This window comes from Rhodococcus sp. IEGM 1341 (assembly GCF_030056895.1).
Lineage (GTDB): Bacteria > Actinomycetota > Actinomycetes > Mycobacteriales > Mycobacteriaceae > Rhodococcoides.
Map to the genome: position 1 here is coordinate 908,688 of NZ_JASHKV010000001.1, position 18,379 is coordinate 927,066.

The following is an 18,379-nucleotide window of genomic DNA, read 5'->3' on the forward strand; positions in this document are numbered from 1 at the left end:
TTCCAGCGGTTTGATGTGACGCTATCTAAATTGAGCGGAAAGTTCCTGGTCGGAACGTGAGTCGGTGCATCCGCGTCGCCGATGCCGGGGTCAGTTCCCCGACCTGTCGGTACGAGCCTTCTCGGCTTCCCGCAGTCCCATCACCGAGTGCCGCCTGCTGTACACGACGTAGATGACGACACCGGCAGCCATCCAGACCAGGAAGCGCAGCCATGTTTCGACCGACAGGTTCAGCATCAACCACAGGCACGCGAGGACCGCGAGGATCGGCACCAGGGGAACCCAGGGAACGCGGAAACCACGCTCGAGGTCGGGTCGAGTTCGGCGTAGTACCAGAACCCCGGCAGAGACCAGCACGAACGCGAACAGCGTGCCGATGTTCACCATCTCCTCCAGCGTGCCGAGCGGAACGAAAGCGGCGAGCAGGCCGACGATGACACCGACCAGAATCGTCGTTCGGACCGGCGTGCCCTTCTTTCCGGTGTGTGCCAATGCACGCGGCACCAGTCCGTCTCGCGACATCGCGAACAGCACCCGGGTCTGCCCGAGCATCAACACCATCACCACGGTCGTCAGACCGGCGAGTGCGCCGAACGAGATGATGTTCTTGGCCCAGGTCAGTCCGTTGAGCTCGAATGCGGTCGCCAGCGTGGAACTGTCACCGGCCAGATCCGTGTACTTGACCATCCCGGTCAGAACCAGAGTGACGGCCACGTACAGCACGGTGACGATCGCGAGCGACCCGAGGATTCCGCGGGGAAGTGCCTTCTGCGGTTCCTTGGTCTCTTCGGCGGTCGTCGCCACCACGTCGAATCCGATGAATGCGAAGAACACCAGGGACGCCGCGGCCAGCAGTCCGTACCAACCAAATGTGCTGCCTCCCGCGCCGGTGACGTACGAGAGCAGAGATTGATGCAGTCCCTCGCCCGTGGATCCCGGTTCCGACGGCGGAATGTAGGGGTCGTAGTTGGCGACCTTGATGTAGAAGGCTCCGAGTACGACGACGAACAGCACGACGATCACCTTGATCGCGGTGATGACCAGCGACACCCGCGAGGACAACTTGGTGCCCGATGCGATGAGCACCGTCAGGACCACCACGATCAGCAGTGCGCCCCAATCGAAGTTCAGTGAACCGATCTCGAGCACCGGAGCGGCCGTACCGAGCAGATCGCCCAGATAGAGCGACCACGCCTTCGCCACCACCGCGGCTGCGAGGCCGAACTCGAGGATGAGATCCCATCCGATGATCCAGGCGATGAACTCACCGAACGCCGCGTACGAGAACGTGTACGCGCTTCCGGCCACGGGCACCGTCGACGCGAACTCCGCGTAACACAGCGCCGCGAGGCCGCAGGCGATGGCCGCGAGCACGAAGGCCAACGACACTGCCGGTCCCGCAACGTTTCCGGCGGTCCGCGCGGTCAGGGTGAAGATGCCGGCACCGACGGCGACGGCGACACCGAACACGGTCAGATCCCAGGATCCGAGTTCTTTCCGGAGCTTGGTGTCCGGTTCGTCGGTGTCCTGGATCGACTGCTCGATCGATTTGGTCCGGAACCAACCCGTCGTGCGTGGGGTCTTCGCGGGCCGGTCTGCTCTGGTCATCGGGTCTCCGTATCGCCACTTCACATCTGTCGACGGATCACCGAACTCATCCGTCACTTCGATTCACTGTGGCATCAGACTATTGCCTACGGGCGGACCGTTCGCACAATTACGCAGTCCGAAACCGCAAGCGGCGCAACGATGACCGAATTGCCCGATCTACACGCGTCCGACGGAGGCCACGAAGACCTCGGCCTCGCCCGACTCGGCGGTCACGGTGACGGATTCGTCTGCAGCGGGTATCCAGGCAGAGCTGCCCTGCGGCACCGTCAGCCCGAACTGGGTGCCCTTCGTGGCGGCCACGACGGTGCCACTCGTGCACAGCAGGATTCTCGGGCCGGAGCCGGGCACTGCGACCGTCTCCCCCGCCGCCACCGCAGTCCGGCTCAGCGCGAATTCGGGTGCAGGCGTGGAATACAGGTAGGTCGGTCGATCGTCGGCACCCGGGGTGATGGGCGAAAGATCGGCCGGCTCGAAATCCAACACGCGCAGCAGTTCCGGGACATCGACGTGCTTGGGTGTCAGTCCTCCGCGCAGCACGTTGTCGGAGTTCGCCATGATCTCCACGCCCGTCCCGCGCAGGTACGCATGCAGGTTTCCGGCGTCGAGGTACAGGCCCTGGCCGGGAGTCAATGTCACCCGATTGAGCAGCAGCGCCGCGAGCACTCCGGCGTCACCGGGGTACGACTCCCCCAGCTCGAGCAGAGTTCTGGCCTCGGCGGCGAATCGTCCACCGTCCGAGCGTGCGGGACCGGAGAGATAGTCGATGCACCCCTGAGCGACCGCAGGCAGGATGTCGTCCAATGCCTGTCCCGGCAACGTGATCCACGAGGTGAACACCGTGCGCAGCCCGGAAGCATCAGGCTGAGCGGCCAGCAGGGTTCGATATCCGCCCAAGGCGGGGACGGCCAACGCGTCGAGCAGTTCGACGGTGTCGGTGGGCCGCCGGAAACCCGCCAACGCCTCGAACTCCGTGAGGGCGACGATCAGTTCGGGCTTGTGGTTCGGATCCCGGTAGTTCCGTACCGGTGAATCGATGGGGACACCCGCGGCGTTCTCGCGAGCGAAGCCTTCACGGGCCTGAGCGCTGCTGGGATGCGCCTGCAGAGACAACGGCTCTTCTGCGGCAAGCAGTTTCAGCAGATACGGCAGGCGTGACTCGAAATGTTGCGCGGAGCCGCCCAGGTGAGTGCTCGGATCTCCGTCGATCAGCGTGAGCAGTGGCGTACTGCCGCCCTCGTGCACCACGTGCGCGGAGTCGGCCGGGTGAGCTCCGAGCCAGATCTCGGCCTCGGGATGATCGGACGGCACCGGTCGGCCTTGAATTCGAGCCAGTGCTGTTCGCGAACCCCATGCGTAGGACCGAACCGCGCCTCGCAAGAGCTGCACTAGCTACCGCCCATCAACAGCAGATACGCGGCAGTGGTGTCCAACCGCGTCGCCAACACGGACATCGTGTCGAGCACCGAGAGTCTATCCGGATCCGGTGCCGGTGCGGGGTTGTCGAATTCGGATCTCGCGCGGTCGCCGCCGAACAGCGCTTCACTCGAATCGGCGAGCAACAACTCCGATTCCGGAACACCGGCAATTCGTCGTTCGGTCATCGCCCGATCGGCGTCCGAGGCCACCACGACGACGCGCATCGGCAGCGCCGGTGGCGGCCCGTCGAGCTGCTCGTCGTGAAAGAACGAGTCGAATGTCTGTGGTGTGCGCGACGATTCGACAACCGAGGCCCGGATGGACGCGGCAATGACGTCGCCCAACTCCCCCGCACCGACGACGACACCCGCCACCCGCAGCAGCACCTCGCTGCCGTGCCGAGCCACCTCGACTGCGGCAGGACTGGCCCCGGTCAGCACCACACGCCGACCGTTCAATCCACTGGCGAGGGCCTTGGCCGGATTGTGGAACATCTCGTTGGACGGGCTGTTTCGTACCGCTTCCGCGTCGAGCAGGTCCGCAAGTCGAGACAAATTGGGCAGCAACGTCTTCCAGGATCCGCCGGCAACCGCCCCGAGTACGGCCACGAAGGCCGCGAGGTAGCGCATCAGAGCATTGTGGTCACGAACTGCGATTCGCGGCGGAAGCCACATGACTCTGGCTCCCCGGACGGCGCGCAAGGGCCCCTCTTCCGGGGCGACCACGACGACTTCGGCCCCACGCCGGGCTGCCGCGTCCACCGACTCGGCCAGTCGCGGATCCCCGGCGTCGTCGCCCGCCACCACCACCACGTCGAGAGGGCCGATCCACGGCGGGGTTCCGGTGCTTCGGACCAGGGGCACCCCCAGGCGATCACCGAGCGCGGCGACGAGCAGTGACGCCGCCCGGCTGCTCCGCCCGTCGCCGGTCACGATCACCACGCTTCGGGGACGCAGATCGGCCAACCGCTCCAGGACCGACTCGTCGACCGCGGTCGCGACGGCGCGCACCTGCGCGCCCGCCAGCGCTGCGCTACGCAAGGAGCCCTCACGATCGGCTGCGATGAGAGCATCCGAATCGTCGAGATCGACCAGAGACGACACTGCCGTCATGGCTGCGACACCTCCCCCTACGTCACCCTGCGCGAAACCGCTGTATACCCACTCATGAACCCTCGGTAACCACTATTCCAGTCCGGCGCGAACGATGCTCAATATCTCTGTCGAAAGCGCATCGACGTCCGCTCCGGTGCGTGCTTCGACGTTCAGCCGGAGCAGCGGTTCGGTGTTCGAGGCTCGGAGGTTGAACCAGGCACCGTCGGCAAGATCGACCGTCACCCCATCGAGTCGGTCGATGCCTGCAGTCCGATCGGCGAATGCCGCCAGGACCGCCTCGGTGCGTTCGGCGGCGTCGTCGACGGTCGAGTTGATCTCGCCCGATGCACTGTAGGTCTCGTAGCTGGCCATCATTTCCGACAGCGGACGGTCCTGTGCCCCGAGTGCGGCGAGAACGTGCAGCGCGGCGAGCATGCCGGAGTCTGCACCCCAGAAGTCACGGAAGTAGTAGTGCGCGGAGTGCTCACCGCCGAAGATCGCCCCGGTGTCGGCCATCTGCTGCTTGATGAAGGAGTGCCCCACTCGGGTACGAACCGGTGTGCCACCGAGCTCGGTGACCAATTCCGGAACCGCACGTGAGGTGATCAGATTGTGGATGACCACCGCGCCCGGTTCCTTGGCCAGTTCCCGCTCGGCCACCAGGCAGGTGACTGCGGACGGCGAGACCGGGTCGCCCTTCTCGTCGACGACGAAGCACCGATCCGCGTCGCCGTCGAAGGCGAGTCCGATGTCGGCACCGGTCTCGACGACGAAACGCTGCAGATCCACCAGGTTCTCCGGATCGAGCGGATTGGCCTCGTGATTGGGAAAGCTGCCGTCGAGCTCGAAGAACAGCGGCTCGATCGTCACCGGCAACGGCCCGAACACCGCGGGCACCGTGTGACCGCCCATTCCGTTTCCGGCGTCGACGGCGATCTTCATGGATCCGATTCCCGACAGATCGACCAGGTCTCGGACGAACTGCGCGTATTCGTCGAGCACATCTCGCGATGTCGCTGTTCCGGACGGCCCGTCGAACTCCGGTACCCCGTCCACCAATTCGGCTTTGACCGTGGCCAGGCCGGTGTCCTGGCCCACCGGCTTGGCACCGGCGCGGCAGAGCTTGATCCCGTTGTACTTCGCCGGATTGTGACTGGCGGTGAACATCGCTCCCGGGCAATCGAGCATGCCGGAGGCGAAGTAGAGCTGGTCCGTCGACGCCAGCCCGATGTGCACCACGTCGAGGCCCTGAGCGGTGACGCCGTCGGCGAAGGCCCGTGACAGCGCGGGCGAGGAATCACGCATGTCGTGGCCGATGACGACCGAGCGCGCGGCCCCTACCTCGTCGCGAACCAGTCGCGCGAAGGATGCACCGACGTCACGCACGAACGCCTCGTCGATCTGTTCACCTACGACGCCACGGACGTCGTAGGCCTTGATGACGGCGTTGACGGACTCTGCGGTTCGGGCCACGAAGATTCTCCTGGTGATCGTTCTTGACGACGCCGCACATCGGCGTCGGAAATCGAGCATTGGTAGCGGTGCGATCCACACCGAGTATCGGCATACCGCAGCTGTCCGTTTCGGTCCTGCTCGTCGAACCTTGCCAGACGGCAGACGGACCGGCCAGTCGGACCGGCGCACACCACACTCGGTGTGCTCGGGCTGCTCAGGACGTGGGGTCGGGAAGAACTCGAAGGTGCCCGCGCCTGCCCGTTCGAACGGCCGGAGCGGATCGGCGTTCGGTGTCGGACGGCCGTGAGCTCGAGCGCTCGGAGCTCTCGCGGTCCTCGGACCGGACGCGATCGCCGCGGCCGGCCTCGCGGACGGCCTCGGCCAGAGCCGTCAGGTCGTCCTCGTCGGGGCTCGACGTCGAGTAGCCGCCTTCGTAGCGCACCAGTTCCCAGCCCTTGGGAGCGGTGGTGGTCGACGCATGTACCTCGCACAGATCCCAGGAATGCGGTTCGTCGACTGTGGCCAGCGGCCCGACGACCGCGGTGGAATCGGAGTAGACGTATGTGAGCGTCGCAACGGCAGAACGGTTGCAACCAGGCCTGCAGCAGCCACGCAGTGATCTCACGAGTGCAGAGTATCCGTTGGGTGCAACCGACCGAACGACCGACACACCGGACGAGCGCGATAACCTCCCCCTATGCCTCGATTCTCATCCGCGCGCAGGATCACCTCTCGGTCCGTGGCCCGGCACGGACGCGGCGTCCGCGGACCGGTTCTGCCCGAGGACATCCCGGCCAGGCGCTCACGAGCGGAGAAGTTCGACCGGCTGGTGCTCGAAGCGTTCGCGCGGATCGATCATCGATGGCACGAGAAGCTCTCGAAGCTCGACATCGCCGTGGACGAGGTACCCAAGATCAGGGCGTTGGACCCGGAATCGGTGACGTGGCCACCCGAGGTGGTGGCAGAGGGTCCGGTACCGCTGTCGCGACTGGTACCCGCAGGGATCGACAAGCGCGGAGAGACGACACGCGCCAGGGTGGTGCTGTTCCGGCGGCCGCTCGAGCGGCGGGCGAAGCACCCGGAGGACTTGGAAGATCTGTTGTTCGAAGTTCTGGTGGAGCAAGTGGCCACGTATCTCGGCATCGACCCGGACGAGGTCGACCCGGCCGGGGTGTGAACGATCCTTGCGGTTCCGATCACCGAGACCGAACGGGACCGCTCAGCCGATTCCGCGCTTGAGCCTGCGACGCTCGCGCTCGGACAGCCCGCCCCAGATACCGAACCGCTCGTCGTTGGCGAGCGCGTACTCGAGGCACTCGTCCTTGACCTCACAGCCGAGGCAGATGCGCTTCGCCTCGCGGGTGGAGCCACCCTTCTCCGGGAAGAAGGCCTCGGGATCGGTCTGCGCACACAGAGCGCGCTCCTGCCACTGATCCTCGATCTCCTCGAACATCTCGTCGAAACCCGCGACGAGACTGAGGAACGGCTTGGCCGGGGGAACCGACTCGGCGACGAACGGCATCGAGTCGGCGTCGGAATCGGAATCGAGTTGTGTGTCGGAGTCCGACTCCAGTTCGGCGTCGACGACATCGACGTCGTTGTCGGACTCGTCCGTTCGGCCGACGTACGCAGAACCCGCGTCGATCGAGACGCTCGAATCTGCGCCGATGCCGGACTCGGTTTGCGGCGCGTCGTCGACAGCGCTGAGATGTGCAGTGGGTCCGCCCCGCTGATCACGTGTCACGTGCTGGTCATACATCGCTTCCGCCTCCTCACCTGTGGTAGCGCAGATACTTTCGGTCCTCATGTTCTCGAATACCTTGCCCCGCGCCGGTATTCGATCGAGCTGGTCCAACGTGCCGATCCGACTCTCGACCTCTACTCGACGTCCAGTCAGGGACGAACAGAAAGGGAACGAGTGTTCGAAACCAGGTTCGCTGCAATCGAACTCGTGTTGCGAACACCGAATGACATACCTGTGATTAGACACGTCCAGGTGTGTCGCGGTCAAGCCGATCGCACAAATCCAATACCATCACATGCCCGAAATCGGCGCTCTCCCCGGATCGAAGCCCGTCCCGTGCGTGTCGCATCGGTTCTCCCGGTCACAAACGGTCCCCGCGGACGTCGGCCCACGGGTGGGCGCTCACCCCGCATCACCGCAACCCCACTAGGCTCGCGTGTTGTGAAAGTTACTGTTCTGGTCGGTGGCGTCGGTGGCGCTCGGTTTCTGCAGGGCCTGAAAACCTTGTTCGGCGACGAGCCCGAGCACGAGATCACCGCCGTGGTCAACGTCGGTGACGACGTGTGGATGCACGGTCTTCGCATCTGCCCGGATCTCGACACGTGCATGTACACCCTCGGCGGAGGAATCGACACCGAGCGAGGCTGGGGGCGCATCGCGGAGACCTGGAACGCTCGGGACGAGTTGGCGGCCTACGGTGCCGATCCCGACTGGTTCGGACTCGGCGACCGCGACATCGCCACACACCTGATCCGCAGTCGTATGCTGCGCACCGGCTTTCCGCTGTCCGCCGTCACCGAAGCGCTGTGCAACCGTTGGCAACCCGGAGTTCGGCTCCTGCCCGTCACCGACGACCGCTCCGAGACCCACGTCGTCGTCACCGATCCGGACGACCCGACCGGCGAGCAGCAGCGCGCAATTCACTTCCAGGAGTGGTGGGTTCGGTACCGCGCACAGATCCCGACCCACAGCTTCGCCAACATCGGAGCCGAACAGGCAACTCCGGCACCGGGAGTCGTCGAGGCGATCGCCGAGGCCGACGCCGTCGTCCTCGCTCCGTCCAACCCGGTGGTAAGCGTCGGTGCGATCCTCGCGGTGCCGGGTATCCGCGGGGCGCTTCGCACGACGGCCGCCAAGGTGGTCGGCCTCTCCCCCGTCGTCGACGGTAAGCCGTTGCGCGGCATGGCCGACGAGTGCCTGTCCGTCATCGGAGTGGAGACCACGGCGCAGGCGGTGGGCCGTCACTACGGAAGCCGAAGCGGTACCGGCATTCTCGACGCATGGCTGGTGCACACCACCGATACGGCGGTCGTCGACGGGGTGGACGTGCAGTCGGTTCCGTTGCTGATGACCGACCCCGAGACCACTGCGGTCATGGCCCGAACCGCTCTGCGCGCAGCCGGACTCGACCTGTGACCGACACTCGCGATACCGATTCGCTCCGGTCGGCACCCGAGGATCACGCTCCGGGCGGCTCGATCGAGATACTGCCGGTGACCGGCCTCCCCGAGTTCCGGCCGGGCGACGATCTGGCCGCGACCGTTGCGGACCGAGCGCCGTGGTTGCGTGACGGAGACATCCTGATCGTCACCAGCAAGATCATCTCGAAGGTCGAGGGCCGTCTGGTGCAGGCACCTCGCGATGCGGACGAGCGAGACGCCGCCCGCAGAGTCCTCGTGGAACAGGAAGCCGTGCGCATCGTCGCACGCAAGGGCCGAACCCTCATCACCGAGAACCGACTCGGCATCGTGCAGGCCGCGTCGGGAATCGACGGCTCCAACGTCGACGGAGGCGAACTGGCGCTGCTGCCCGAGAACCCCGACGCCAGTGCCGCCGCGCTCCGCACTGCGCTCGGCGCGCTGTTGGGGGTGACGGTCGCCGTGGTCGTCACCGACACGATGGGACGGGCGTGGCGGATCGGCCAGACCGACGCCGCCATCGGTGCGGCGGGCCTGGGCGTCGTCCACGCGTACGCCGGAGCCGAGGACGGTCAGGGAAACGAGCTCGTCGTCACCGAGGTCGCGATCGCCGACGAGCTCGCGGCCGCAGGCGATCTGGTGAAAGGGAAGCTCGGCGGAGTTCCGATCGCGGTCGTGCGCGGACTGACCCCCGTCGACGACGGTTCCACCGCGGCGACGCTCCTGCGCGGCGGCGAGGACGACCTGTTCTGGCTCGGTACCGCCGAGGCACTCGATCGCGGTCGACGCGAGGCGCTGCTGCGCCGACGCTCGGTGCGCTCGTTCACCGACGAACCGGTCGATCCCGACGCCGTTCGAGCGGCCGTTGCCGATGCCCTCACCGCCCCGGCCCCGCACCACACCCGTCCGGTTCGATTCGTCTGGGTCAGAACCCCTGCTGTCCGGCGTCGACTGCTCGAGACGATGCGTGAGCAATGGCGAGCCGACCTGGCCGGCGACGGGCTGAGCGAGGAGCGGATCGCGGCGAGACTGAGCCGCGGCGACATCTTGTTCGACGCACCGGAAATCGTGATCCCGTTCTGCGTGCCCGACGGCGCGCACTCGTACCCCGACGAGAGGCGTCGAACCGCGGAGGACACGATGTTCACCGTGGCTGTCGGTGCGGCCGTGCAGGGGTTGCTCGTCGCCCTCGCGGTGCGTGAACTGGGCAGCTGCTGGATCGGTTCCACCATCTTCGCCGCCGATACCGTGCGCGCCGAACTCGGCCTGCGCGCGGATTGGAAAGCCATGGGAGCCATCGCAATCGGGCATCCCAGCGAATCGCTGACCGTTCGGGATCCGGTGGTTCCCGGGTCGTCACTGGTGGAGCTCTGACGTGTCGGCGTCGACACTGTGGCGTTCGGTCGGAGCATCGCTCGACCGATGGGCACCGTCCGATTCGAACGACGAATCGCTCCGGCAGACGATGCTGGCGTTTCTCGACAGCAACCCGGACGCCTGTCTGCGGGCCAACGAGGCCGGCCATTTCACCGCGTCCTCGTTGGTGCTCGACACGTCGGGTACCCATGTGTTGCTGACGCTTCATCCGAAGGTCGGTCGGTGGATTCAACTCGGCGGCCACTGCGAACCGTCGGACGAGACGGTTGTCGACGCAGCGCTACGGGAGGCCACCGAGGAATCCGGAATCGCCGATCTGACGGTCGACCCGATCATGCTCTCCGCGCACACGCATCCGATCACCTGCTCGCTCGGTAAGCCGACGCGGCACCTCGACCTGAGGTTCCTGGTCCGGGCCCCGGACGGAGCGCGAGCAGTCCGCAGCGAGGAATCGACGGATCTGCGCTGGTGGCCGGTCGATGCTCTGCCCGACGACGCGGAGCGCGAGACGATCGACCACCTCGTCTCGCTCGCCGCGCGTCGCCGGTAGAGACCGCCTGGGTCAGACGTCGGTGGAGAAGCGGACTCCACCGTCGGGCAACTTGACCCCTGGCCACACGCGTGCGCCCCGGAGCAACTCGCAGCGGGCCCCGATGTCGGCACCGTCGCCGATGACCGCGTCGCGCACCAGCGCGCGGGGTCCGATACGAGCACCGAAGCCGAGAATGGATCGCTCGACGACGGCACCCGCTTCGACGACGGCACCGTCGAACACGACGGCTCCGTCCAGGCGGGCACCCGCCCCGATCTCCGCACCGCGTCCGACGACCGTTCCACCGATCAGCAGTGCGCCCGGTGCCACTCCCGCACTCGGATGTACAAGCGATTCGCCGCGGTCTCCGTGCAGCGCAGGCGACGGCGCGATGCCGCGAACCAGATCGGCCGAGCCCTTGACGAAGTCCTCGGGTGTTCCCATGTCGCGCCAGTACGCACTGTCGACGTGTCCGTAGACCTTCTTGCCCTCGGCGAGCAAGGCCGGGAACACTTCTCGCTCCACCGACACCGGACGGCCGGCCGGAATGGATTCGATGATCTCGCGCTTGAACACGTAGCAACCGGCGTTGATCTGATCGGTCGGCGGATCCTGCGTCTTTTCGAGAAACGCTGTCACTCGGCCGGATTCGTCGGTCGGCACGCAGCCGAACGCGCGCGGGTCGCCGACACGAACCAGGTGCAACGTGACATCGGCATCGGTGTTCCGGTGCGTGTCGAGGACCGCGGTCAGATCGGTGCCGCCCAGGACGTCGCCGTTGAAGACCATGACGTTGTCCGCGCGCAGGCGCGGTAGTACGTTCCTGATGCCGCCACCGGTTCCGAGCGGTTCGGTCTCGAAGACGTACTCGAGCTCGATGCCCATCGAGGATCCGTCCCCGAAATGCTGCTCGAACACTTCGGCTTTGAACGACGTTCCGAGGACGACGTGCTCGATACCCGCGGCCTTGATGCGCGCCAGCAGGTGCGTGAGGAACGGCAGCCCTGCGGTGGGGAGCATCGGCTTGGGTGCCGAGAGTGTCAGCGGCCGGAGCCGAGTTCCCTTGCCGCCGACCAGGATGACTGCGTCGGTACGTGCGGCGACCGATGTGGGACTATCCGGCATGTCCAGCCTCTGTTCTCTCGTCCGATTCTCGTCCGTCAACTGCTCGCGCCCGAAGCGCCGAGGCCACAACGATCTTCGAACGAAGACCGAGACCGCCACGCAGGGCCCATCGTAAGGGAGCCTGCCACGTTCGGTCGTGTCGATCGGCCTGGAAGCGGTACGCACTGGTGTGATGTGCGGGCAACATCACTTCCGGATGCCGTCCTGCCGCATGGCCTTTCGAGTGGGTCACCTCGACGTCGGGAACGTAGACGTTGTGCCAGCCCGCTCTGCCCAGCCGGTCGCCGAGATCCACGTCCTCCATGTACATGAAGTAGCGCGAGTCGAATCCGCCGATGGAATCGAACGCCGAACGCCGCAGCAGCAGACAGGATCCCGACAGCCACCCCACCGGACGCTCGCTGACGGTCTCGTTCTCCTGGCGATACCGCCGAGTCCACGGGTTCGTCGGCCAGAGCTTGCCGAGCACCGCGTGTCCCGCACCGGACGTGAGATCGGGTACCGACCGTGCCGACGGGTACCGCGAGCCGTCGGGCTCGCGAATGAGCGGTCCGAGGGCACCCGCCCGCGGCCACCGCGCCGCTGCGTCGAGCAGACCGTCGAGGGATCCTGGATGCCACCGCACGTCCGGATTGGCCACGACGACGAACTCGATGTCGGGGTCGATCTCGGCCACCGCGCGATTGACCGCTGCGCCGTAGCCGATGTTCGCGCCGGTTCGCAGCAACTCCGCCTCCTCGAATGCGACCTCCGCTGCCTCGGGCGCGCCGTCGACCGAGCCGTTGTCCGCCATGATCACCCGAAGGGGACGCGTCGTCGCCTCACGTAGAGACGTCAGGAACTGGTCAAGGTATTCGCCGGGTGAATAGGTCACCGTCACCACGGCCAGCTCGGAACTCACGCGGGCAAGACTAGCCCGATCTCGCGTCGAACCCTCATGTCGACTGCGTCAAGGCTGCTGTCAACGCATCCGACCACGGCCGCGCCGGGGTCAGACCGGCATCGACCCACGCGGTCGATGAGAGCACCGAGTACGCGGGCCGAGGGGCCGGAACCACGTATTCGGCGCTCGAGCACGGCTCGACTCGCTCGGGATCGGCACCGATCCCCGCGAACACCGCGCGTGCGAGGTCGAACCAGCTGGCCTGCCCCGCATTGGTGAAGTGCAGCGTTCGTCCGCGCACAGCAGGGTCGGCTTCGATCTCGAGCAGCCCCGACGCCAGATCCAGGGCGAACGTGGGCGAACCGATCTGATCGTTCACCACGGAGATCGTTTCGCGCTCGCCTTCGAGTCGGCGCATCGTGGTCACGAAATTCTTGCCCGTGTTGTCGTACACCCAGGCGGTCCGCACGACCACGGCCTCGGGCAGCTCCTCGTGCACCGCGAGCTCGCCTGCGAGCTTGGTGCGTCCGTACGCCGACTGCGGTGCGGTCTTCGCATCGACCTCGTACGGTTCGGTTGCTGTGCCGTCGAACACATAATCGGTGGAGACGTGAATCAACCGGGCTCCGACACGCCCGCAGGCGCGCGCGAGATTTCGAGGGCCGTCCGCGTTGACCGCCGAGGCTCGGTCCTCGTCGGTCTCGGCGGCATCGACGGCGGTGTAGGCAGCGCAGTTGATCACCGTTGTCCCCGCGCTCACCGCGGCGTTCACGGCGTCGGGGTCGGTGATGTCCAGGTCGGCGGACGAATATCCGAACACCTCGACTCCGTCACCTCGTTCGGCGGCCAGAGACATCACTCGGCGGCCCAACTGGCCGTGTGCACCGGTCACCACGATCGCATTCACGGTTGCCAAGTGTGGCACGCCGCGTTCGCTTCGGCGAGGCAGCGACCGGTGACAAGTAACCTTCGAACGGCGGGGGGAGAACAACGAAGTAGGCAGGTTTCAGGCCGGCCGGAAACGAGAGAGGGTCGTCACGGTGCCACGAGATCCAGGCACGCCCGGAGGTGAGCGCACTCCCCCGCCGAGGCGGAGCGCTCCCCGGCGATCCGACGATCCCCGAGCGCGCACCTCGGGACGCTCCAGCGAGCGCGAGGGCGCCGCCCACCGATACGTCGACGACGAACACCGCGGAGAACGCCGCACCAGAGAACGCAGACATGGTGCTCCCGGCGAACGCGCGACCAGATCCCGTCGTCCCGATCGGCGAACCCCTCGCGGTGGCGTCGAGCGACCCGGATCCGACGGCAGGGGCCCTCGGGTCGGCAGTACCCGCTGGCCCGCGACCCACGTCGCGGTCGCAGTGCTCTCGATTCTCGTCCTGCTGGTGACCGGTTTCGCGTGGCGCAGTGTCGACAGCCTGCGCTCCAATATCGCCACCGCGGGTGGTCTCGGTCTCGGCGGAGCCGCCGACGGTGCCGTCGACATTCTGATGGTCGGCACGGACAGTCGTACCGATGCCCACGGCAATGCGTTGTCCCCCGCAGAACTCGCATCCCTCAACGCCGGCGAAGAGGTGGCGTCCAACACCGACACGATCGTGCTGATCCGCGTTCCGAACGACGGTTCGTCGGCCACCGCGATTTCCATCCCGCGAGACTCGTACGTCGAGGTACCCGGCATCGGCATGTCCAAGATCAACGCCGCATACGGCGCGACCAAGGAGAACAAGCGACTCGAATTGGTCGAGCAAGGGGTGACGGACGCCGATGCCGAATCCCAGGCCACCGAGGCCGGTCGCGAGGCCCTCATCGATTCGGTCGCCAACCTCACCGGCATCACCGTCGATCACTATGCCGAGGTGGGGCTGCTCGGCTTCGTGCTGCTGACCGATGCCGTCGGCGGTGTCGAGGTGTGCCTGAACAACCCTGTGCAAGAACCACTGTCGGGTGCGAACTTCCCCGCGGGCGAGCAGAATCTCTCCGGTTCGCAGGCTCTGAGTTTCGTCCGACAGCGGCACGATCTTCCGCGCGGAGATCTGGACCGCATCGTGCGCCAGCAGGTGTTCATGGCCTCGCTCGTGCGGAGTGTGCTCAGCGCCAAGACGCTGAGCAACCCCGGCAAACTGGGCCAACTCAGCACCGCGGTGCAGCGATCGGTGACTCTCGATTCCGACTGGGACATTCTGCAGTTCGCCACTCGCCTGCAGGATCTCGCCGGCGGCAAGGTCAAGTTCGAGACGATTCCGGCAGTGGACATCAATGCGACCACCGACTACGGCGAATCGATCGTGCAGGTCGATCCCGCTGCGGTGAAGAAGTACGTCGCAGGCCTGCTCGCCGACGGTAATTCGGCGGAGGCCAACGCCGAGGATTCGGACGCACCGGCTGTCGATCCGTCGACGGTGACCGTCGACGTCGCGAACGACAGCGGTATCGACGGGCTCGCCAACGGTGTCGCCGGTTCGTTGACGGCGTTGGGGTACGTCGACGGCACCATCGGAAATTACGAGGGCGCGTCGATCTCGGCGAGCCGCATCCAGGCTGCCGATGTGGACAGTGATGCCGCACGCGCCGTCTCGGCAGCGCTCGGCGGACTGCAGATCACCGCGGACGACTCGCTGTCGGCAGATACCGTTCGGGTGGTCCTCGCGAACGACTACGCGGGGCCTGGCTCGGGTCAGGCTGCGACGGCGGAAACCGTTGCTCCCGAGTCGGGTACGGCGGTTCCCGAGGCACCGGCTGCTCCGATCGACGCCGGTTCCGTCGGCCCGATGTGCGTCAACTGATCGGCGTTCGCTCACTGTGTGAAACGGAGTCGTCGAGCGTCATCTAGGGTCGTGGGGTGGCTTCGAATCTGACTCAGACCCTGCTCGACCCGATTCTCGCCGCCGATCCGGCCGGTCCGCGCATCACGTTCTACGACGATGCGACCGGTGAGCGGGTCGAGGTGTCGGCGGTGACCCTCGCGAACTGGGCGGCCAAGACCGCCAATCTGTTGCGCGACGAGTTCGGCTTCGAGGTGGGCGGCAGGGTGAGTGTGCTGTTGCCCGCGCACTGGCAGACGGCTGCGGCACTGCTGGGAATCTGGTGGGCAGGCGGCGAGGTGATTCTCGGGGCCGACGACTCCGCGGACGTAGCGATGGTGTCGGGTGATCGGCTCGATGAGGCTCCCGACACAGAAGAGGTGCTGGCCTTCTCGCTCGACGCCTTCGGCAAGGCGGTCCCCGATCTGCCGATCGGGATGACCGATTACGCGACGTCGGTGCGGGTGCACGGCGATCAGTTCAGGGTCGCGGGTTCCGGGAGCGCGGGTTCCGGGAGCGCAGCCGCGGCGCTGGACGGACGTTCGGTGGACGAGGTTCTCGCGGCCGCTGGTGAGCGAGCCGCCGCACGGTCCTGGACGGCCTCGGACCGGGTCATGTCCAGCGCGTCCTGGACCACAGCCGACGAGCTGATCGACGGTCTACTCTCGGTACTCGTCGTGGGGGCGTCACTGGTTCAGGTGGCACATCCGGACAAGGAGAAGTCGCAGCGGCGCGCCGAGACCGAGAAGGTCACCGGCAATTTTGCTCAGCCGGGCTGACGGTAGCCGCCGTCGGCGAGTCCGGCCTCGATCTCGTACTTGTTCGCCGGGCCCCGATGTCGCGCTTCTTCGGCGAGGTAGCGGAACGGGAAGGTGAGCCCGAAGTTCGCCCATTGGTCTGCATGGACGGCCTCGTGTCGCAGTACCCGACGGGCGGTGTTGCCCTTCGTCAGGTAGGCACCGCCGAATGTCGTTCCGCCGCGGCCGAATCCGCCACGCAGACCGGTGCACACGAACAGCGAGAATTCGTCGTCGAAATGCGCCGTACCGCGCCAGAGTCGGGCATAGAACAGCGCCAGCCGCGTCACCAGCATGGACTGCCGACTACCGCGACCGGCGCGCCGGATCTGCTCGCTCCGTGACACGGCTGCGCTCACCCGAGCAGAGTGGTGCGCAGAGCTTTGTCCTTCTCGAGCACCATGGCCTCGAGTGAGGCCTGGAACGCGGACATCCGTTCTTGCAGAGCCGGATCGGAGGCACCGAGAATCCGGACCGCGAGCAACCCTGCGTTGCGTGCACCCCCGATGGAGACCGTGGCCACGGGGACTCCGGCGGGCATCTGAACGATCGAGAGCAGCGAGTCCATACCGTCGAGGTACTTCAGCGGCACCGGCACTCCGATGACCGGCAACGGCGTCGCCGACGCGACCATGCCGGGCAGGTGGGCCGCTCCCCCGGCCCCGGCGATGATGACGCGGATCCCGCGTCCTGCGGCCTCGCGGGCGTAGTCGAGCATGCGCTGCGGGGTGCGGTGCGCGGATACGACGCCTACCTCGAAGCGAATTCCGAACTCCGCGAGCGCTTCTGCCGCGGCTTCCATCGTCGGCCAGTCGGAGTCGCTGCCCATGATCAGGCCGACTGCAGGGCCTGAGTCGATCGTGCTGTCAGTCATCGTGCGGGTCCCATCCGTCGGTCCATTCGGCGTGCGACATCCAGTGCGCTGCACGCTCGGCTCGCTCGCGCACCGAGGCCACGTAGGCGGGGTCGGCGAGCGAACCCGACTGCGCGCCCAGGATGTTCACGTGTCCGATCTTGCGATCCTTGCGCTCGCCCTTGCCGTACAGATGCACCTTCGCGTCGGGCATGCGGGCGAACAGGTGATGCAGCCGCTCGTCCATCGTCATCTCGGGGGCCTGCGGCGCGCCCAGAATGTTGGCCATGACCGTCAGCGGAGCGAGTGGATCGGTGTCACCGAGCGGGTAGTCCAGTACCGCACGTAGGTGCTGCTCGAACTGCGAGGTACGGCACCCGTCCATGGTCCAGTGACCGGAGTTGTGGGGTCGCATGGCCAGTTCGTTGACCAGGAGCTTGCCGGAGGTGGTCTCGAACAGTTCGACCGCGAGGTCTCCGACCACGCCGAGCGCACCTGCGATGTCGAGGGCAAGCCTGCCTGCGAACGTGGCCACGTCCTCGTCGAGGTCGGGAGCCGGTGCCAGCACCACCGCGCACTGGCCGTTGCGCTGCACTGTCTGCACCACGGGCCATGCAGCTCCCTGGCCGAACGGCGATCGTGCCACCATCGCCGACAGCTCACGGCGCATGGCCACCTTCTCCTCCACCATGAGCGGTACACCCAGGTCGAGTTGTGCGGTGACGATCTCCTCGGCTTCCTCGGCGTCGGCGGGCATCCACACTCCACGCCCGTCGTAGCCGCCGCGCACTGCCTTGAGCACCACCGGCCAACCGTGCTCGTCGCCGAACGCGATCGCGTCCTGCGCCCACGAGACCTCCGCGTAGGCGGGACCGGGCGCGCCCAGTTCGGCGAGCTTACGACGCATGCGCAATTTGTCCTGGGCGAAGATCAACGCGCTCGGCGGCGGTTGTACGTTGACCCCTTCTGCCACGAGAGTCTCCAGGTGCGCGGTGGGCACCTGTTCGTGGTCGAAGGTGAGCGCATTGGAACCGGTCGCGGCAGTGCGCAGCGCATCGAGGTCGTCGTGGTGGCCGAAGACGACGTCGGGGCTGACCTGAGCTGCCGGCTCGTCGGCACCGGCGGCGAGAACGCGAAGGGTCTGTCCGAGTTCGATCGCGGACTGATGAGTCATGCGGGCGAGCTGACCGCCGCCGATCATCGTCACCACGGGCATTCCGGTCGACGACGGGCGCGCAGCAGTGGGGCGCGGTTCGGTACCTGTCAC

General features: G+C 66.5%; 18 protein-coding genes. 6 read left to right on the plus strand and 12 right to left on the minus strand.

Features of this window, described 5'->3' with window-relative positions:
- Window positions 1–90: 90 nt before the first annotated feature.
- From QM615_RS04055 to QM615_RS04075, 5 genes are all read right to left on the minus strand, one after another.
- Window positions 91–1,608 carry an amino acid permease gene (locus tag QM615_RS04055; protein ID WP_269593509.1) on the minus strand — a complete coding sequence of 506 codons (1,518 nt, stop codon included), beginning with the start codon at window positions 1,606–1,608 and terminating at the stop codon, window positions 91–93.
- 159 nt (window positions 1,609–1,767) lie between these two features.
- Window positions 1,768–2,997 (minus strand): mannose-6-phosphate isomerase, class I, encoded by a 1,230-nt coding sequence (gene manA / locus QM615_RS04060; protein WP_283347044.1) that lies wholly within the window; start codon window positions 2,995–2,997, stop codon window positions 1,768–1,770.
- Window positions 2,997–4,139 carry a tobH protein gene (locus QM615_RS04065; RefSeq protein ID WP_068045700.1) on the minus strand — a complete coding sequence of 381 codons (1,143 nt, stop codon included), beginning with the start codon at window positions 4,137–4,139 and terminating at the stop codon, window positions 2,997–2,999. The genes manA and QM615_RS04065 overlap by 1 nt, the downstream gene beginning before the upstream one ends.
- Before the next feature lie 72 nt (window positions 4,140–4,211).
- On the minus strand, window positions 4,212–5,594 hold the full coding sequence (locus tag QM615_RS04070) for a phosphomannomutase/phosphoglucomutase (RefSeq protein WP_283347045.1): 1,383 nt from the start codon (window positions 5,592–5,594) through the stop codon (window positions 4,212–4,214).
- A 196-nt stretch (window positions 5,595–5,790) separates the two neighbouring features.
- Window positions 5,791–6,201 carry a DUF3499 domain-containing protein gene (locus QM615_RS04075; RefSeq protein WP_283347046.1) on the minus strand — a complete coding sequence of 137 codons (411 nt, stop codon included), beginning with the start codon at window positions 6,199–6,201 and terminating at the stop codon, window positions 5,791–5,793.
- Window positions 6,202–6,273: 72 nt separating this feature from the next.
- Between QM615_RS04075 and QM615_RS04080 the strand changes: the two genes are divergently transcribed.
- Complete coding sequence (locus QM615_RS04080) at window positions 6,274–6,753, plus strand: metallopeptidase family protein (protein ID WP_094642321.1); 480 nt, start codon at window positions 6,274–6,276, stop codon at window positions 6,751–6,753.
- A gap of 42 nt (window positions 6,754–6,795) precedes the next feature.
- Here QM615_RS04080 and QM615_RS04085 read toward each other — a convergent pair whose 3' ends face one another.
- Complete coding sequence (locus QM615_RS04085; protein WP_027496498.1) at window positions 6,796–7,029, minus strand: WhiB family transcriptional regulator; 234 nt, start codon at window positions 7,027–7,029, stop codon at window positions 6,796–6,798.
- Between the two features lie 732 nt (window positions 7,030–7,761).
- Between QM615_RS04085 and cofD the strand changes: the two genes are divergently transcribed.
- From cofD to QM615_RS04100, 3 genes are read left to right on the plus strand one after another with little or no spacing between them, the layout of a single operon-like run.
- Window positions 7,762–8,736 carry a 2-phospho-L-lactate transferase gene (gene cofD / locus QM615_RS04090; protein ID WP_068045705.1) on the plus strand — a complete coding sequence of 325 codons (975 nt, stop codon included), beginning with the start codon at window positions 7,762–7,764 and terminating at the stop codon, window positions 8,734–8,736.
- Window positions 8,733–10,112, plus strand: coding sequence for a coenzyme F420-0:L-glutamate ligase (locus tag QM615_RS04095; RefSeq protein ID WP_068045708.1), 1,380 nt, complete (start codon window positions 8,733–8,735; stop codon window positions 10,110–10,112). Before cofD ends, QM615_RS04095 begins: the two co-directional genes overlap by 4 nt.
- 1 nt (window position 10,113) lies before the next feature.
- Complete coding sequence (locus QM615_RS04100) at window positions 10,114–10,665, plus strand: NUDIX hydrolase (protein WP_283347047.1); 552 nt, start codon at window positions 10,114–10,116, stop codon at window positions 10,663–10,665.
- 12 nt (window positions 10,666–10,677) lie between these two features.
- Here QM615_RS04100 and manB read toward each other — a convergent pair whose 3' ends face one another.
- Genes manB through rfbD form a run of 3 tightly spaced genes read right to left on the minus strand, consistent with a single transcriptional unit; the run spans window position 10,678 to window position 13,562 of the window.
- A complete protein-coding gene (gene manB, locus QM615_RS04105; protein WP_283347048.1) occupies window positions 10,678–11,772 on the minus strand; it encodes a mannose-1-phosphate guanylyltransferase in 1,095 nt (364 codons plus the stop codon).
- The gene (locus QM615_RS04110; protein WP_094642323.1) at window positions 11,762–12,673 is read right to left on the minus strand and encodes a glycosyltransferase family 2 protein; all 912 of its coding nucleotides are present in this window, start codon (window positions 12,671–12,673) and stop codon (window positions 11,762–11,764) included. Before QM615_RS04110 ends, manB begins: the two co-directional genes overlap by 11 nt.
- Before the next feature lie 34 nt (window positions 12,674–12,707).
- Window positions 12,708–13,562 (minus strand): dTDP-4-dehydrorhamnose reductase, encoded by an 855-nt coding sequence (gene rfbD, locus QM615_RS04115; protein WP_283347049.1) that lies wholly within the window; start codon window positions 13,560–13,562, stop codon window positions 12,708–12,710.
- Window positions 13,563–14,019: 457 nt separating this feature from the next.
- Between rfbD and QM615_RS04120 the strand changes: the two genes are divergently transcribed.
- Together QM615_RS04120 and QM615_RS04125 are read left to right on the plus strand one after the other, a co-directional pair.
- Entirely contained in the window at window positions 14,020–15,444 is a 1,425-nt protein-coding gene (locus tag QM615_RS04120) for an LCP family protein (RefSeq protein ID WP_149405440.1), read from the plus strand.
- 56 nt (window positions 15,445–15,500) lie between these two features.
- Complete coding sequence (locus QM615_RS04125) at window positions 15,501–16,241, plus strand: TIGR03089 family protein (protein WP_283347050.1); 741 nt, start codon at window positions 15,501–15,503, stop codon at window positions 16,239–16,241.
- On the opposite strand, the gene QM615_RS04130 is transcribed toward QM615_RS04125, so the two are convergent.
- From QM615_RS04130 to QM615_RS04140, 3 genes are read right to left on the minus strand one after another with little or no spacing between them, the layout of a single operon-like run.
- Window positions 16,229–16,618, minus strand: coding sequence for a hypothetical protein (locus QM615_RS04130; RefSeq protein WP_283347051.1), 390 nt, complete (start codon window positions 16,616–16,618; stop codon window positions 16,229–16,231). The genes QM615_RS04125 and QM615_RS04130 overlap by 13 nt on opposite strands.
- Window positions 16,615–17,133 (minus strand): 5-(carboxyamino)imidazole ribonucleotide mutase, encoded by a 519-nt coding sequence (purE, locus tag QM615_RS04135; RefSeq protein WP_283347052.1) that lies wholly within the window; start codon window positions 17,131–17,133, stop codon window positions 16,615–16,617. The genes QM615_RS04130 and purE overlap by 4 nt, the downstream gene beginning before the upstream one ends.
- A complete protein-coding gene (locus tag QM615_RS04140) occupies window positions 17,126–18,328 on the minus strand; it encodes a 5-(carboxyamino)imidazole ribonucleotide synthase (RefSeq protein WP_373455168.1) in 1,203 nt (400 codons plus the stop codon). The genes purE and QM615_RS04140 overlap by 8 nt, the downstream gene beginning before the upstream one ends.
- Window positions 18,329–18,379: the final 51 nt, after the last annotated feature.